At 66.9% G+C, this 16,503-nt stretch carries 14 protein-coding genes and 1 pseudogene; all 15 read right to left on the minus strand.

The features are described 5' to 3' along the window. Positions 1-307: 307 nt before the first annotated feature. Entirely contained in the window at positions 308-1,702 is a 1,395-nt protein-coding gene (locus IN820_RS07050) for a sigma-54-dependent transcriptional regulator (RefSeq protein WP_193680292.1), read from the minus strand. Then, entirely contained in the window at positions 1,699-3,507 is a 1,809-nt protein-coding gene (locus tag IN820_RS07055; protein WP_193680293.1) for a sensor histidine kinase, read from the minus strand. Before IN820_RS07055 ends, IN820_RS07050 begins: the two co-directional genes overlap by 4 nt. A 151-nt stretch (positions 3,508-3,658) precedes the next feature. Next, positions 3,659-4,582 (minus strand): dTDP-4-dehydrorhamnose reductase, encoded by a 924-nt coding sequence (rfbD, locus tag IN820_RS07060; protein WP_193680294.1) that lies wholly within the window; start codon positions 4,580-4,582, stop codon positions 3,659-3,661. Beyond that, positions 4,579-5,124, minus strand: coding sequence for a dTDP-4-dehydrorhamnose 3,5-epimerase (rfbC, locus tag IN820_RS07065; protein ID WP_193680295.1), 546 nt, complete (start codon positions 5,122-5,124; stop codon positions 4,579-4,581). Before rfbC ends, rfbD begins: the two co-directional genes overlap by 4 nt. After that, positions 5,121-5,993, minus strand: coding sequence for a glucose-1-phosphate thymidylyltransferase RfbA (gene rfbA, locus IN820_RS07070; protein ID WP_193680296.1), 873 nt, complete (start codon positions 5,991-5,993; stop codon positions 5,121-5,123). Before rfbA ends, rfbC begins: the two co-directional genes overlap by 4 nt. Further along, entirely contained in the window at positions 5,990-7,063 is a 1,074-nt protein-coding gene (gene rfbB, locus IN820_RS07075) for a dTDP-glucose 4,6-dehydratase (protein ID WP_193680297.1), read from the minus strand. Before rfbB ends, rfbA begins: the two co-directional genes overlap by 4 nt. Positions 7,064-7,387: 324 nt before the next feature. Continuing rightward, positions 7,388-7,867, minus strand: a complete 480-nt coding sequence (locus tag IN820_RS07080) for a MarR family winged helix-turn-helix transcriptional regulator (protein WP_193680298.1) — start codon at positions 7,865-7,867, stop codon at positions 7,388-7,390. 201 nt (positions 7,868-8,068) lie between these two features. After that, positions 8,069-9,025: a methyl-accepting chemotaxis protein gene (locus tag IN820_RS22940; protein WP_408005207.1), complete on the minus strand. Its 957-nt coding sequence runs from the start codon at positions 9,023-9,025 to the stop codon at positions 8,069-8,071. A gap of 282 nt (positions 9,026-9,307) precedes the next feature. Continuing rightward, positions 9,308-9,622, minus strand: a pseudogene (locus IN820_RS22945) (PAS domain-containing protein); the annotation flags it as partial. Positions 9,623-9,679: 57 nt separating this feature from the next. After that, a complete protein-coding gene (locus IN820_RS07090; protein WP_193680300.1) occupies positions 9,680-10,447 on the minus strand; it encodes a class II aldolase/adducin family protein in 768 nt (255 codons plus the stop codon). A 61-nt stretch (positions 10,448-10,508) separates the two neighbouring features. Further along, positions 10,509-11,501 carry a TauD/TfdA family dioxygenase gene (locus IN820_RS07095; RefSeq protein ID WP_193680301.1) on the minus strand — a complete coding sequence of 331 codons (993 nt, stop codon included), beginning with the start codon at positions 11,499-11,501 and terminating at the stop codon, positions 10,509-10,511. Between the two features lie 17 nt (positions 11,502-11,518). Continuing rightward, positions 11,519-12,577, minus strand: a complete 1,059-nt coding sequence (locus IN820_RS07100) for a ketopantoate reductase family protein (RefSeq protein WP_193680302.1) — start codon at positions 12,575-12,577, stop codon at positions 11,519-11,521. A 55-nt stretch (positions 12,578-12,632) separates the two neighbouring features. After that, positions 12,633-13,397, minus strand: a complete 765-nt coding sequence (locus IN820_RS07105) for an ABC transporter ATP-binding protein (protein ID WP_235989091.1) — start codon at positions 13,395-13,397, stop codon at positions 12,633-12,635. Then, positions 13,397-15,199, minus strand: a complete 1,803-nt coding sequence (locus IN820_RS07110; RefSeq protein ID WP_193680304.1) for a branched-chain amino acid ABC transporter ATP-binding protein/permease — start codon at positions 15,197-15,199, stop codon at positions 13,397-13,399. Before IN820_RS07110 ends, IN820_RS07105 begins: the two co-directional genes overlap by 1 nt. Further along, positions 15,196-16,233 (minus strand): branched-chain amino acid ABC transporter permease, encoded by a 1,038-nt coding sequence (locus IN820_RS07115; protein ID WP_193680305.1) that lies wholly within the window; start codon positions 16,231-16,233, stop codon positions 15,196-15,198. The genes IN820_RS07110 and IN820_RS07115 overlap by 4 nt, the downstream gene beginning before the upstream one ends. Between the last annotated feature and the right edge of the window lie 270 nt (positions 16,234-16,503).

A 16,503-nucleotide genomic window follows, 5' to 3' on the forward strand; every position in this document is an offset into this window, starting at 1 on the left:
CCTCACAGGCTCCCCTGGCAGAAACCAGCAGGACAAGTCTAGGCGGCATTTGCCAAGCCGATGCGACTCGTTCCTTCCGGTTCATCGATTTTCAGGAGCAATGCCTGTGCCAGATATCGACAGAGCCGCCTGAGGGATAGGAGTTTAACCAGGCGAGGGTGAAAAGTTGAATGGCGAAATGCCAACAAGCACGTCTAGGTCGCAGCTTTGCGCCATATCAGTCGGGATGGCCGCGCTCGCCGGCCGCGTACCGGTGGCGGTGACGACTGCGCCGGGGATGGTGAAGCAGGTGGCGGAAATCCGCCACCTACTCGGTTTCCTCGGGCGGGCTTCCGCCAGCATCGGTGAAGCTCAGCCCGTGTTTGCGCAATTTGTCGTGTAGTGTCTTGCGCGGCAGGCCCAGGGCCTGCGCGACGCTGCGCAGCGAGCCGTGCGGGCGTGCCAGTTCGGCGGCGATCAGCATGCGTTCGAAGCCTTCGACCTGTTCGCCGAGGCTGCCGCTGCCGGCGGGGGCGCCCGCCGGCTCGCCGTCCGCCTGCTCCAGGCCCAGCCCCAGGCCGAGGGCGAAGCGTTCCGCGGTGTTCTGCAGCTCGCGCACGTTGCCCGGCCAGCCATGGCGCAGCAGCAACGCGCGCTGCTCAGGCAGCAGGCTGCGGGTGGCCAGGCCATGGCGCTGGGCGGCGGCTTCGGCGAAATGCTGGAACAGCAGGAAGATGTCTTCGTTGCGCTCGCGCAGGGGCGGGATGCGCAACGGTGCCACGTTCAGCCGATAGTACAGGTCGGCACGGAAGCGGCCCTGGTCGGCGGCGATGCGCAGGTCTTCCTTGGTCGCGGCGATGATGCGGATGTCCAGCGGGATCGACTGGTTGCCGCCGAGCCGCTCGACCACCCGCTCCTGCAGCAGGCGCAGCAGCTTGACTTGCACGTCCAGGCTCATGCTTTCGATCTCGTCGAGAAACAGCGTGCCGCCGTTGGCGAACTCGAACTTGCCGATGCGGCGCTTCTGCGCGCCGGTGAAGGCGCCCGGTTCATGGCCGAACAGCTCGCTTTCGACCACCGACTCGGCCAGCGCGCCGGCATTGATCGCGACGAAGGGGCCGCTGCGCCGGCTCGACAGGTCGTGCAGGGCGCGCGCGACCACTTCCTTGCCGGCGCCGGTCTCGCCGAGGATCAGCACGTCGGCCTGGGTGCCGGCCAGCGCGCCGATCTGTTCGCGCAGGCGTTGCATCGCCTGGGAATGGCCGAGCAGGCGCGACGACAGCTGCTGGCGGTCGGCCAGGGCCAGGCGCAGGCTGCGGTTGTCCAGCACCAGCTGGCGCAGCGCCAGGGCCCGACGCACGCTGTCCAGCAGCGCCTCGCTGGGAAACGGTTTCTCCAGGAAGTCGTAGGCGCCGGCGCGCATCGCCTGCACCGCCAGCTGGATGTCGCCGTGGCCGGTAATCAGCAGCACCGGCAGTTCGGCATCGCGCGCCTGCAGCTGGCGCAGCAGTTCGAGGCCGTCCAGGCCCGGCATGCGGATGTCGCTGACCACCACGCCGGGCCAGTCCGGCGGCAACTGCGCGGCCAGCTCACGGGCGTCCTCCAGGCTGAGAACCTGCAGGCCGGCCAGGTCGAGGGTCTGGCTCAGGGCCTTGCGCAGGTGCGGATCGTCGTCGATCAGTACCACCTGGACCTGGACGCTGATCAGGTTGTCGCTGCTCATTGGAAATGATCCTCGGTGGGGAAGGCGACCCCGGGCTCGGCGCTGCGCAGGAACAGGCTGAGCTGGGCGCCGCCCTGGGGATGGTTGCTCATGCGCAGCTCGCCGCCCAGGGCACGGCTGAGGGTATCGCAGATCGCCAGGCCGAGGCCGAGCCCCTGGGCACTGGTCTTGGTGGTGAAGAACGGCTCGCGGGCGCGTTGCAGCGCTTCTGCGCTGAACCCCGGGCCGTTGTCGTGCAGGCTCAGCAGTACGCCGTCGCCCTGCTGCTCGGCGCGCAGCCAGATGCGCCGTGGCGGCGGCCGCTCGGCCAGCGCATCGAGGGCATTGGCCAGCAGGTTGGCGAGGATCTGCCGCAGGCGCGTCTCGCCCGCCTGGACCCACAGCGTGGCTTCCGGCAGGTCGCGGATCAGTTCCACGCCCATCGCCTGGCGGCGCTTGGCCATCAATGCGAGGGCGTCGTCCAGCGCTGGCTGCAGCGCCACGCGCTCCGGCGCATGCTGGTCGCGACGGGCGAAGGCGCGCAGGTGGGCGATGATCGAGGCCATGCGCGCGGTCAGTTCGCTGATCAGCCTGAGGTTGTCGCGCGCCTCGGCGTTGCGTTGCTGGTCGAGCAGCACGCCGGCATTGTCGGCGTAGCTGCGGATCGCCGCCAGCGGCTGGTTGAGTTCGTGGCTGATGCTCGCCGACATGGTGCCCAGCGCCGAGAGCTTGCCGGCCTGCAGCAGTTCGTCCTGGGCGCGGACCAGTTCCTGTTGGGCCTGCTCGCGTTCCAGTACCTCGACCTTCAGTCGGCTGTTCAGGGCTTCCAGGTCGCGGGTACGTTCCAGCACGCGCTGCTCCAGTTGCTGGCGGGCGCGGCTGTCCAGGGCCAGGCGCTCGACGAAGTGGCGCCGCCGCTGCATCAGCAGGCCGAGCCAGAGCAGCAGCGCCAGCAGGGTGGCGCCGCCGATGGCGACCACGGTGCGCACCGGCCGTTCGACCAGGCTGACCGGGGCGAGGATGCGCACGGTCCAGCCGGTCTCCTTCAATTCGCGGCTCTGGATCAGCCAGGCGTCGATGTCCAGGGTCAGGTGGCGCGGCTCCAGGGTCGGGTAGGGCTGGTCGGACGCGATCCGCTCGCGTTCTTCCTGCTCCAGCGCACGGGTGGCGCGAAACCGCCACTGCGGTTGCGAGGTCAGGATCACCACGCCGAAGTTGTCGGTCACCAGCAGTTGTTCGGGCGTGCTGCCCCAGAGGGTTTCGGTATGGTCCAGGTCGACCTTGACCACCAGCACGCCGAGCACTTCGCTGCCGTCGCGCACCGCCGCGCCGAAGTAGTAGCCGCGCTTGCCGGAGGTGGTGCCGAGGCCGAAGAAGCGTCCGAGGCGGCCTTCGATGGCCTGGCGGAAATACGGGCGGAAGGCGAAGTTGCGGTCGACGAAGCTGTCCTCCTCGTCCCAGTTGGAGGCGGCGAGGGTGGTGCCGTCCAGACTCATCAGGTAGATCACGTCGGCGCCGGTCTGCCTCTGCAGGTGCTTGAGTTGCCGGTTGGCCTGATCCTTCAGCCGCGGGACGCCGGGCTCGAGCAGGGGCGCGCGCAGATCCGGCAGGGCGCCGAGGATGCCCGGCAGCACTTCGTAGCGCCGCAGCGTGCCGAGCAGATTGGCGACGTAGAGATCCAGCGTCTGCCGGTTCTGTTCGGTCAGCTCGTTGCGGTAGTAGCGCTCGGCGAGCTGCTGCAACGGCCAGAGCAAGGGCACCAGCAGCAGCGCCAGCAGGGTGAGGTTGCGCCAGCGAGGGCGGTTGGGTATGAGCGTTGCGGTCATGCATGGGCGCCTGTGAGTCGGGCGCATTATGCACGCGGATCGCGTTGCGGTTCATTGCCGGCGTGCGAAGAGCGACGCGCCGGGGGGGAACGACGACCGGGGAGCGCCGGATGGCGCGAGGCGTACGTTGTTTGCCCGGCCGCGGCCGGGTTCAGCGGCTGACGAATGCGGCCTGCGCCACCGGGGCGGTCTGGGCGACGGGCTGTTGCTGCGAGCGGGCCAGGCATTCATGCAAGGCGGTTTCCCAGTCCGGTAGCCGGATGTCCCAGTCACGCTGCAATCGTGCGCAGTTCAGCCGCGAGTTCAGCGGGCGCGCGGCGGCGGTGGGATAGTCCCTGGACAGGATCGGTTCGATGCGCGCCTTCAACCGGCCCTGTTGGCGCAGATGCTCGGCGATGCTGCAGGCGAAGCCGTACCAGGACGTCTCGCCGGTGGCGGTGAGGTGATAGAGGCCGCTGGGGCCGCCTTCGCCGACCTGCCGCTTGCGCACCATCTGGGCCGTCGCCCGGGCGATACTGGTCGCCGAGGTCGGTGCGCCGATCTCATCGCTGACCACTGCCAGTGAGTCGCGCTCCTGCAGCAGGCGCTGCATGGTCAGCAGGAAGTTCTTGCCGTGCTGCGAGTAGACCCAACTGGTGCGCAGGATCAGATGCTCGCCGCCGACCGCCTGGATCGCCTGCTCACCGGCCAGCTTGCTGGCGCCATAGACGCTCAGCGGGTGCGGCGTGTCCTGCTCGGTATAGGGTTCGGCCTTGCTGCCATCGAACACGTAATCGGTGGAATAGTGGATAAGCGGCGCACCGAGTCGGGCCGCTTCTTCGGCGAGCGCGGCGGGGCCGCGGCCATTCACCGCATAGGCCTGCTCGCGGTGGCTCTCGGCCGGGTCGACCGCGGTGTAGGCGGCCGCGTTGATGATCAGGTCCGGGCGCAACAGCCGCACCTGCTGGCGAATCTGCTCGGGATCGGCCAGGTCCAGGGCGTTGTGCCCGAGGGCGAGCAGCTTGCCGACGCCGGCGAGTTCGAGCTGCAGTTCTCGGGCGAGCTGGCCTTTACTGCCGGTGATCAGGATCTTCATGGAAACAGCTCCGCATCGCCGAGACGCTTGCCGGCCTGGTCCTTGGCGGACAGTTGCGGTGGCTCGTCGATCGGCCATTGGATGCCGAGTTGCGGGTCGTTCCACAGCAGGCTGCGCTCATGCTCGGGCGCGTAGTAGTCGGTGGTCTTGTAGAGGAACTCGGCCGTCTCGCTGAGGACCAGGAAGCCATGCGCGAAGCCTTCGGGAATCCACAGCTGGCGCTGGTTCTGCGCGTTCAGGCGGGTACCGACCCAGCGGCCGAAGCTCGGCGAGCTCCTGCGCAGGTCGACGGCGACGTCGAACACCTCGCCGGCCACGACCCGCACCAGTTTCCCCTGCGGCTGGCGGATCTGGTAATGCAGGCCGCGCAGCACGCCGCGCTGAGACTTGGAGTGGTTGTCCTGGACGAACTGACGCTTGAGGCCGGTGGCGGCCTCGAAGGCGGCGGCGTTGAAGCTCTCGTAGAAGAAACCGCGTTCGTCGCCGAAGACCCTGGGCTCGATGATGAGAACATCGGGAATGCTGGTTTCGATCACATTCATGCGTCTTCACCCGCCAGCTTGAACAGGTACTGGCCATAGCCGGTCTTGCCCAGCGCATCGGCGCGGCGCAGCAGCTGCTCGCGGTCGATCCACTGGTTCTGGTAGGCGATTTCCTCCAGGCAGGCGACCTTCAGGCCCTGGCGGTGTTCGATGGTCTGCACGTACTGCGAGGCTTCCAGCAGGCTGTCGTGGGTGCCGGTGTCGAGCCAGGCGAAGCCGCGGCCGAAGCGCTCGACGTTCAGATCGCCACGCTTGAGGTAGGCCATGTTGACGTCGGTGATCTCCAGCTCGCCGCGCGGCGAGGGTTTGATCGACTTGGCGATCTCGATCACGTCGTTGTCGTAGAAGTACAGGCCGGTCACCGCGTAGCTCGACTTCGGCTTCGCCGGCTTTTCCTCGATGGACAGCGCCTTGCCCGACTCGTCGAAGTCGATCACGCCGAAGCGTTCCGGGTCCTTGACCCAGTAGCCGAACACCGTCGCGCCGCTGGTCTGCGCGGCGGCGCGCTGCAGCTTCTCGGTGAAGTGCTGGCCATGGAAGATATTGTCGCCGAGGATCAGGCACACCGAATCGTCGCCGATGAATTCCTCGCCGATCAGGAAGGCCTGGGCCAGGCCGTCCGGCGAGGGCTGCTCGGCGTAGCTGAAATTCACCCCGAACTGGCTGCCGTCGCCCAGCAGGTTGCGGTATTGCGGCAGGTCCTGCGGGGTGGAGATGACCAGGATGTCGCGGATGCCGGCGAGCATCAGCACCGAGATCGGGTAGTAGGCCATCGGCTTGTCGTAGATCGGCAAGAGCTGCTTGGATACGCCGAGGGTGATCGGATGCAGCCGGGTGCCGGAGCCGCCGGCGAGGATGATTCCTTTCATGCGATGTTCTCCAGGGCGCCGAGGCGCTCGCGTTGATAGCTGCCGTCCTGCACGCGCCGGCACCATTCGAGGTTGTCCAGGTACCACTGCACGGTCTTGCGCAGGCCGCTCTGGAAGGTTTCCTGCGGGACCCAGCCCAGTTCGCGCTCGATCTTGCCGGCGTCGATGGCATAGCGCAGGTCGTGGCCGGGGCGGTCCCTGACGAAGGTGATCAGGTCTTCATAGCGCGCCAGGCTCGCCGGCTTGTTCGGTGCCAGCTCTTCCAGCAGCGCGCAGATGCCGCGCACCACCTCGATGTTCTTCTGCTCGTTGTGCCCGCCGATGTTGTAGGTCTCGCCGACCTTGCCCTCGCTGACCACCTTGAGCAGCGCGCGGGCGTGATCCTCGACGAACAGCCAGTCGCGGATCTGCGAGCCGTCGCCGTAGACCGGCAGCGGCTTGCCATCCAGGGCGTTGAGGATCACCAGCGGGATCAGCTTCTCGGGGAAGTGGAACGGCCCGTAGTTGTTCGAGCAGTTGGTCACCAGCACCGGCAGCCCGTAGGTGCGCTGCCAGGCGCGGACCAGGTGATCCGACGAGGCCTTGCTCGCCGAATAGGGCGAGCTGGGCGCGTAGGGCGTGGTCTCGGTGAACAGGTCCTCGACGCCGTGCAGGTCGCCGTACACCTCGTCGGTGGAGATGTGGTGGAAGCGGAACGCCTCGCGGCGCTCGGCTGGCAGGCTCTGCCAGTACGCGCGCGTCGCTTCCAGCAGCTGGTAGGTGCCGACGATGTTGGTCTGGATGAATTCGGCCGGGCCGTCGATCGAGCGGTCCACGTGGGATTCGGCGGCCAGGTGCATGATGGCGTCCGGCTGGAAGTCCAGCAGCGCCTCGCTGACCCGCTCACGATCGGCGATGTCGGCCTGGAGGAACTGATAGCGCGGGTTGTCTTCCACGGCGGCCAGCGACTCGAGGTTGCCGGCATAGGTCAGTTTGTCCAGGTTGAGCACGTGGTGCTCGGTATCGAGAATGAGATGACGGATCAGTGCCGAGCCGATGAACCCGGCCCCGCCGGTAACGAGAATGCGCATAGTGATTGGGCTTCCTTGGCGCGCTGTCGAGCGTCAGGCTCTTAGCATGTCGGCAGGATAGACCGGCCGTCGATACAAAAATTCCCGAGTGCCTTGGGGAGGCGGGTGACCGTTATGTTACCGGAGTAATCATGGGGTAGTGGCGTAGAGCCAGACAGGCTCCGGGGTAGAAGGGTTGGATTGTCGGAACGGGGGAAGCCTGGCCGAGCCAACTTTCGCCACGTTGCCCTTGGCGGCGATACAGGCGAAGCGTGCGATTCTGCTGCACGCCGCGCGAGGCGGTCGTTTCCACTTAGGGCTGGAGACCACTTACCGAGACGGTAATCAGCTTTCCGGCAGATTGTCGAAGATCTTGGCCAGAATCTGGTTCAACTTGCGGATTTGCGCCTCGGTCAGACCGCGGAAGCTGTCGTGGAACAGGCTGTCGGTAACCTTGTGCATATCGATGAAGGCCTGGCGGCCCTTGTCGGTGATGGTGACCTGGGTTACCCGTCCGTCGGTTGCGCTCTGAGCGGTTTCAACCAGGCCATCTTCCTTCATCCGGTAGACGATCTTGGTGATTGTCGAGAGCTTGGCGATGGCGTGTATGGAAATCTCCGAAATGCTCGATTCGCCGTGCTCGTAGAGGATGTTGAGAACGCGCCATCTGGGGATGTCCAGATCGACCTTCTTCAGCAGCCGTTCCATGGCCATGGAATAGCGGCCGTGTACCCGGGCCAGCCAATAGAAGGGAAAGTCCTCCTTGTGGAAATCCTCGCTGGCGGGGTTGAAACGGCTGCGACGCTTCTTGTTCTGAGTGCTCATGCCTGAGTGGGTATCCTGGGCTCGAACGCCAATCATAGATATTTCTCATAATTCCGGCACCTGTGACGGGAAATCCGATGTGCTCGGGTGGAAGGCAGCCGGCGCCATATGGCGCCGGGGTGCTGGTCAGGGCAGCAAATGCAGGGCCTGATCCGAAGCGGGACGCCAGCCCCCGTGCCGGATCCCTGGGCAGCAAGCGGTTCAGCCGTCGAGGAAGCGCTTGGCCAGCCCGAGCTGCGATTCGGCCAACTGGTGCAGGGCCTGGCTGACCTCGGTGGTACGGCCGGCCTGCTGCAGGGTACTTTCGCTGAACCCGGCGATCTGCGTGACCTGCTGGTTGATCTGCTCGGCGACCTGGCCCTGCTGTTCGATGGCGGCGGCCATCTGCAGGCTCATGCCGCTGATTCGTCCAACTTCCTCACAGATCCGTTGCAGCGCCAGGCGAGCCTGGCCGACGTGCTCGGCGGAGCGACTCGCGGCGTTTTCTCCACGCTGGGCGGTGGCCAGGGCGTGAGCGCTGCCTTCGCGCAGGGTCTCGATGGAACGCTGGATCTCGCGGGTGGATTCGCTGGTACGCGAAGCGAGATTGCGTACCTCGTCGGCGACCACCGCGAAGCCCCGGCCGGATTCGCCGGCGCGTGCCGCCTCGATCGCGGCGTTGAGGGCCAGCAGGTTGGTCTGTTCGGCAATGCCCTGAATGACTCCGGCGATGCTGCCGATGGACTCGACCGCGGTGGCCAGGCGACCGACGGCGGTGCCGATGTCGTCCACGGCGGCACGCATGTCAACCATCGAGGCCTGGCTGTCGGTGGACAGTCGACCGCCCTCGCGGGCCAGTTCGTCGGCGGTCTGCGCGGCCTGGGCGGTGTCCTGCAGATTGCGTGAGAGCTCCTGGATGGTTGCGCTCATCTGGTTCACTGCCGCGGCGGTCTGCTCGGTCTCCCGCACTTGGCGGTCGAGGTGGCCGGCGGAAGTTTCCACTACCTCGGCGGCCGTGTTCGCCTGGCGCAACAGCACCTCGCCATTGATGCAGATGCGTGCCATCACCGTGCTCATGCGCGCCCGCTGGCTGTCGAGGGCCATGGCCAGCGGTGCGAGGTCCGGCTGCGCGGCATGCAGCGGGGCGAACAGCGCGTCGCTGTAGGCCTCGGGGTGCATCTCCAGCAGCGCGGAAGTCCGCCGCCGGTTGCGCCACCCGGTCAGCCATGCAGCCGCGCCGAGCAGGGCCAGCAGACCCAGGCCGGTGGAGGCGTCGACTGGACCGAAGGCGACGGCCGCACCCAGGCCCAGGCCCGGCAGCAGCAGGGCACCTTGCGTCTGCAGGGCCGCATTCAGACGCTGTCGCAGGGACCAGGGCGAGGCGCCGCGATGCAGGCGCGCATAGAGCGTATCGGCACGCTGGCGGCTGCGTTCGTCGATGGGCAGGTAGACGGTTCCGAGTGCGCAGAGACGGTCATCGTCGAACAGCGGCATCACATACAGCCGGTACCAGACGGACATGCCGTCCTTGCGGCGAATTCGCATAGGCCCGACCCATGGGCGGCCGGCCTGCACTGCCCGCCACATGGCGGCGAGAACCGCCACGGGCATCTGCGGGTCGTTGATGGTCTCGTGGGGTTGACCGACCAGTTCCGCTTCGGCGCGTCCGCACATGGCGAGGTAAGCCGGGTTGCAGTTCAGCAGTACGCCCCGTGGGTCGAGGCGCGAGATCGGTGGTTCGGTGAATGCATCCAAGGGACGGGCGGTGACGCTCATCAGGTGGCTCCTGGCTGGGCTGGGGCGCCGGCTCCGTCGAACGGGCCGGCCGTCGGGTCAGAAGGGCCGGCCGCGCTCGGCGGTCAGCTTGCGCACCATGGCGTCGAAGAACTTGGTGGCGAAGCCGCTCTCGCGGATCAGCATGGCGGTCAGGTGCGCACAGCGCTCGGCGATACCCGGCTCGAGCAGGTTGTCTTCGCCGCCCAGGGCGCCAGCGGCGACCTGGTTCTCGGCAGCGCGCTGCACCGTCCAGAGCAGGAAGAAGGCTTTTTCGATGCTGCTCTCGCCCACCGCGATCCCGTGGTTGCGCAGCACCAGAATGTGCTTGTCGCCGAGGCTGGCGATCATGCGTTTCTTCTCGTCGTCGAACAGCGTGATGCCTTCGAAGGTGTGGTAACCGATGCGCCCGTAGAGCTGTGCGCCGTAGAAGTCGTCATGGCTGAAGGCGCGTTTCTTCTGCACCACCGCGGAGATCGGCGTGGTGTGGGTATGGATCAGGCAGTGGATGTCGTCCCGGGCGCCGTGCACCGCGCTGTGCAGGGCAAAGCCGGCAGGATTGGCGTCGAACGGGGACTCTTCCAGCTTGTGGCCCTGCAGATCGACCTTCAGCAGGTTGGCCGGTGTGACCTCGGTGTAGTTGAGCCCGAACGGATTGACCAGGTAGTGGTGGGCCGGGCCGGGCAGGCGGGCCGAGATGTGGTTGAAGATGGTTTCGGTCCAGCCGAAGAAGTCCACCAGGTGGTAGCAATAGGCGAGCTGGACCCGCAGCGCCCATTCTTCATCGCTGCAGTGGCTGGGTTGGGTGATGTCGGTCATGGCGTTCATGGCAGTGTCTCTGGTCTGGTTGGGACGGACGCGTTCCGCGGGGATGCGTGCAGGGGCCGGCTCAGGCGCTGGCGGCCAGGTGGACGTGGTCGTGGAAGCCGTTGCGGCCGGGAAACTCCGGGGCCAGGGTGCGGGCGTTGGGCATCTTCAGCCACAGACGCAACAGGCGGCGTTTGCGCTCGGGCTCGTCGTAGTCCTCGAAACGGGTGCGCGAGTGCATCACGGCATAGTTGTTGGCGAACTGCATGTCCCCCGGCTCGAGCATCATGTCCAGGCGCACGGCGGGGTCGTGGATGATCGAATCGATCAGGTCCAGGGCCTCGATCTCCACTTCGGAGAGCCTGACGTTGCTCAGCTCGTGGCCCAGCTCGATGTAGGCGCGCAGGTAACGACAGCTCAGCTTGCCCTCGTGGTAGCTGAAGACCGGCGAGGGCACCGGCAGGTCGTCGCCCAGGTGCGCGAAGTACAGCGGGCGATAGAGCAGGGCCAGGTAGTGGGGATTCTTTTCGAGGATCTCGTTGTACACGGTGGCGGCGCTGACCAGGCTGCTCAGCCCGCCTTCCCTGGCCTTGCGGATGGAGAGCAGGCCGACCACGTCGGACAGGTCGGTGTGATAGGGCAGGTACGAATTGGTCTCGTAGACGCGGGTGGTCTTCTGCCCGGGATCGCCGACCGCGGTGACGATGCCGAGCAGTTCGGCACGTGGATTCTGGGTCACCGGCTGGCCCATATGCAGCCCGAGGCCGTAATAGATGATGGCCATTTCCTCCTCGCTGTAACGGTCGGCCGGCAGGCCGCGCAGCAGCAGGAAGCCCCGGCCGTTCTCGAGCGCCTCGGCGAAGCCGCGGATTTCCTCGGCCAGCGCTGGCACAGGGAAATCCTCGCGGGTGAAGTTGGGGGCCTTCAGGCCTTTTTCGCACACCTGCGCCAGTGCCTTGTCCAGAGCCGCCAGGGTTTTCGGGGAAAGGTGATGAATCCAGGACTGGTCATGGGCCAGGTCTTCGCCGCGCCAGGCGCAGGGTGCCTCGATTTTCCGGGTGAGCAGGGTCTTCATGTGGGTTCCTCCGTTGATCAGGGGGCTGGGTACGACGTGCCGTCAGGCATGAGGGCGGCGCGCGCAGGTGTGCTCTGGCGATCGCCGGCGCCAGGGCGGTGGTGGGTGAGAAAGCGTGCGAGCGAAAGGATGTCCCGGGTGGCAGGCATGCTCAGGCCCTGGTAGCCGGCGAGCTCGACGACCGCGTCGCCGATCGCTGCCAGCTCCAGCGGGCGGCCCTGTTCATAGTCCTGCAGCATGGATGTGCGCACCGCGCCCATGCCGGCGCCGAGTTCCATGAAGGTCTGTGGGTCGAAGCCGATGCGTGCGCCGTAGGCTGCGGCGGTGAGCAGGCCCTCCTGAAGAATCTTGCCGACCAGCGATTTCAGTTCGGGGTCGCCGTAGAGCTGCTCCAGGGTCGCCCCGGTAACCACCGACAGCGGGTTGGACGTCAGGTTGGCGAGGATCTTTGTCCACAGTTGGTCGCGGATGCGCTCGGTGGCGCGGGCCTCGATGCCGGCGGCCTCGATCAGCGCGCGGACCCTTTCCAGGCGCTGGCTGAGGCGGTTGGTCGGCTCGCCGAGGATGATCAGGTGCGGGTTATTCGAACGTACCACGCCGGGCGCTTCGACCTGGGCGGTGATGAACACCACGCAGCCGAGCAGGCGGCCCATGTCCAGGGCACCGGCCAGACGGCCGTCCGGGTCCACGGATTTCACACGGTGATTGGCGAAGCGGCCGGTCTCGCCGTGGAAATACCACCAGGGCACGCCGTTGACCACCGGGACGAGCACAGTCTGCGCACCGATCAGGGGGCCGAGAGTCGGCAGCAGATCGGCCAGGGCTGGTGCCTTGGTACAGAGGAAGACCAGGTCCTGTTCGCCGAGGTCGGCGCAACTGTCACTGGCCTCGACGCGCACGGCGTGTTCGCCGTCCAGATCGTGCAGGCGCACGCCGTTGGCGCGGATGGCCGCCAGGGTCTCGCCGCGCGCCAGCAGGCTGACCGGCTGGCCGCTGGCGGCNAGGCGCGCCGCCAGGGTGCAGCCGATGGCGCCGGCGCCGACGATACAGACGCGTGGAGGAGTCAGGGATGACATCGTATTTCTCTCGCTGAATAGGGGGCGCCCGGTTGGTTCCGGGCGCGGGGAGGCGTCAGGTGGCGAGCATTTCCTGGTGCTTGCTGGCGAGCCCCAGGTAGGCCTCGATCACCCGCGAGTCGTCGGCCAGCTCACGGGCCGGCCCCTGCATGGCGATCTGTCCCGTTTCCAGCACATAGGCGTAGTCGGCCACGCGCAACGCGGCGCGCGCGTTCTGTTCCACCAGCAGAATCGATACGCCCTGACGGCGCAGGTCGGCGATGATGCGGAAGATCTCGCGGGTGATCAGCGGCGCCAGGCCCAGGCTGGGTTCGTCGAGCATCAGCAGCTTGGGTTTGGCCATCAGCGCACGGCCCACCGCGAGCATCTGCCGTTCACCGCCGGAGAGCGTGGCGGCCAGCTGCTTGCGGCGTTCGAACAGGCGCGGGAACAGGCTGTAGATCTCGGCCAGAGTGCCGTCCAGGTAGGCGTCGCCGCGCCGGTAGCGCATGAAGCCGCCGAGCCTGAGGTTGTCCTCCACGCTCATGCTGCCGAACAGCTCGCGCTTCTCCGGGACCAGGCCGAGCCCGCGCCCCACCAGCACCTCTACTTCAGGTACCGCTTCCAGGGTGCCGTCGAAACGCACCTGTCCCTTGGAGCCGAGCACGCCCATGATGGCCGAGAGCAGGGTGGTCTTGCCGGCGCCGTTGGGGCCGATCACGGTGACGATCTGGCCTTCGCCGACGCGCAGGCTGGCGTTGCTCAGGGCTTCCACCTTGCCGTAGGCGACGCACAGGTCCTTCACTTCGAGCAGGGTGTTGCGTTGGTCGTTGCTGTTCATCATTCCGCTCCGCCCAGATAGGCCTCGAGTACGGCCGGGTTCTTCTGAATGTCTTCGGGCAGCCCCTCGGCGATCTTCTGGCCGAACTCCATCACCACCACGCGATCGACCAGCCCCATCACGAAGTCCATGTCGTGCTCCACCAGCAGGATTGCCATGCCTTCGCCGCGCAGCTTGCGCAGCAGCTCGGCCAGGGCCTGCTTCTCCTTGTGGCGCAGGCCGGCGGCCGGCTCGTCGAGCAGCAGCAGGCAGGGGTCGGCGCACAGTGCCCGGGCGATTTCCAGGATGCGTTGCTGACCGAGCGCCAGGCTGCCGGCTTCCTCGTACAGGTAGTCGCCCAGGCCCACGCGGTCGAGCTGACGGCGGGCCTCGTTGAGCAGGTCGGCTTCCTCGGCGCGCTCCAGATGCAGAGTGGCCGGGACTACGCCCTTGCTGCCGCGCAGGTGGGCGCCGATGGCGACGTTTTCCAGCACGCTCATGGTCGGCAGCAGCTTGACGTGCTGGAAGGTGCGGCTCATGCCCATGCGGGCGATGCGCCGGGACGGCACGCCGTTGATCTTCTCGCCGAGAAAGCGCACCTCGCCGTCGCTGGGCACGTCGACCCCGGAGAGCTGGTTGAACATGGTGCTCTTGCCGGCGCCGTTGGGACCGATCAGGGCGAGAATCTCGCCGGCGTGCACCGACAGGTTCATCCGGTCGTTGGCCACCAGGCCGCCGAAGCGCCTGGTCACCTCGCGCGCCTCCAGGATCAGCGTGCCTTTCTCCGGCAGTTCGCGCCGCGGCAATTCGCCGGGTCGGGCGTCGGCCGCTGGCGCCTGGGTGCGCGGTCGGTGGCGCGCCGGCACCAGGCGGACCAGGATCGGCCACAGACCGCCCGGGGCGCGCTGCATGAGCAGCACGATGAGCAGGCCGAAGACGATGATCTCGTAGTTGCCCTGGCTGCCGAGCAGGGCGGGCAGCCAGTCCTGCAGCCACTGCTTGAGCATGGTGAGGATGCCGGCGCCGAGCAGTGCGCCCCAGACGCTGCCGACGCCGCCGATCAGCGCCATGAACAGGTAGTCGATGCCCATGTGCAGGCCGAACGGGGTGGGGTTCACGAAGCGCTGGGTATGCGCGTAGAGCCAGCCGGAGAGCGCGGCGAACAGGGCGGCGATGAGAAAGATCACCATCTTCGAGCGGAAGGTGTTCACGCCCATCGACTCGGCCATCACCTGGCCGCCCTTGAGCGCGCGGATCGCGCGACCCTCGCGAGAGTTCAGCAGGTTCTGGGTGATCAGGATGGCGAGCAGCAGCAATGCCCAGATCAGGTAGAAGATCTTGTTGCCCTTGTCGAGCGCGAGGCCGAACAGGGTGATCGGCGGCAGGTCGGGCACGCCGCTCTGTCCACCCAGCCCGTCGAGCGTGCCGAACAGGTAGTAGAGCGAGATGCCCCAGGCGATGGTGCCGAGCGGCAGGTAGTGCCCGGACAGCTTCAGGGTCAGCGCGCCGAGCAACAGCGCCACGCTGGCGGTGAGCAGGATGCCGATCAGCAGTGCCAGCCAGGGCGAGCTCCCGGCCCAGGCCAGCCAGCCGGGCAGTTGCTCGGTGGTGGTCAGGTAGGCGCTGGTATAGGCGCCCAGGCCGACGAAGGCGGCCTGGCCGAAGCTGGTCATGCCGCCGACGCCGGTAAGCAGGACGAGGCCGAGCACCACCAGGGTATAGAGGCCGATGTAGTTGAGCAGCGTGACCTGGAAGGACGGCAGCACCAGCGGCGCCAGGCCGAGCAGGATCACCAGGGCGAGGACGAGGTAACGGGGTTTCATTCTTCCTCCTCCACGTGACGGCTGGTGAGCGAGCGCCAGAGCAGGAAGGGAATGATCAGGGTGAACACGATGACCTCTTTGTAGTTGCTGGCCCAGAACATCGAGAAGGCTTCCACCAGGCCGACAGCCAGCGCGCCAAGCGCGGCGACCGGATAACTGGCCAGGCCGCCGATGATCGCGCCGACGAAGCCCTTGAGGCTGATGATGAAACCGGAGTCGAAGTACAGCGTGGTGATGGGCGCGATGAGAATGCCGGACAGTGCGCCGATGAGGCTGGCGAGGGCGAAGGTGGCCTTGCCGGCGAGGGTCGGGGAGATGCCCATCAGGCGGGCGCCCATGCGGTTGACCGCGGTGGCGCGCAGCGCCTTGCCGTAGAGGCTGCGTTCGAAGAACAGGAACAGCGCGACGATCAGTCCCAGCGAGACGACGATCACCCACAGGGTCTGGCTGTTCAGCACGACCGGGCCGAGCGCCAGGCCGGCCTCGGAGAACGGCTGGGTGCGGGCGCCTTCCGGACCGAACAGCAGCAGGCCGACACCGACCATGGCCACGTGCACGGCGATCGATACGATCAGCAGCACCAGCGAGTGGGCGGCGGCGATCGGCTGGAAGAACAAGCGGTACATCTGCGGCCCGAGCGGCACCACAAGGGCCAGGGTGAGGACCGCCTGCATGGCCATCGGCAGTTCGGCCAGCTGCAGATTGTTGATCAGCAGCAGCAGGAGGAGCGCATAGCCGAGCTTGAACGGGACCCATTTGGGCAGACGCAAGCCGTGGGCCGAACGAAAGGCGCCGAGCAGGTCCAGCGCGCAGTCGACCAGGGTCAGGACCAGCAGCAGCCAGACCAGCCGGGTCGGCTCACCGGCCTGCAGCGCGGCCATGGTCAGGGCGCCGAAGGTCACGAACTCGCCGAGCGGGATCAGCAGGATCCGGGTCACGGTGAACACCAGCAGGATGGAGAGCGCCAGCAATGCGTAGATCGCACCGTTGGTCACGCCGTCCTGGCCGAGCAACATGGCTATTTGGAAATTCATCTAGAAGGGTCTTCCTGGAGCAGTAAAAGTCGTATCGCCTGATCGGCGCGCCATTGCCGTTCGGGCTCTGTCCGTCGCGAAAAGGCGACCGCCGAGGGGCTTTCCGGGCGATGCCCGGCCAGGCGCCACGGCCCAGCGAGCATGGCGCTGGAAAACACTGGCAGGCTCGGCCTCGAATTGCGGTCACGCCTGCGGGATATCGCCAGGTGGGCTACACGGCACCGACCGGGTTACACATGCCACTCGAGCCGGCACCCTGTCGCGATCTGG

Origin of the sequence: Pseudomonas lopnurensis (assembly GCF_015070855.1) — a bacterium.
Classification (GTDB): Bacteria; Pseudomonadota; Gammaproteobacteria; order Pseudomonadales; family Pseudomonadaceae; genus Stutzerimonas; species Stutzerimonas lopnurensis.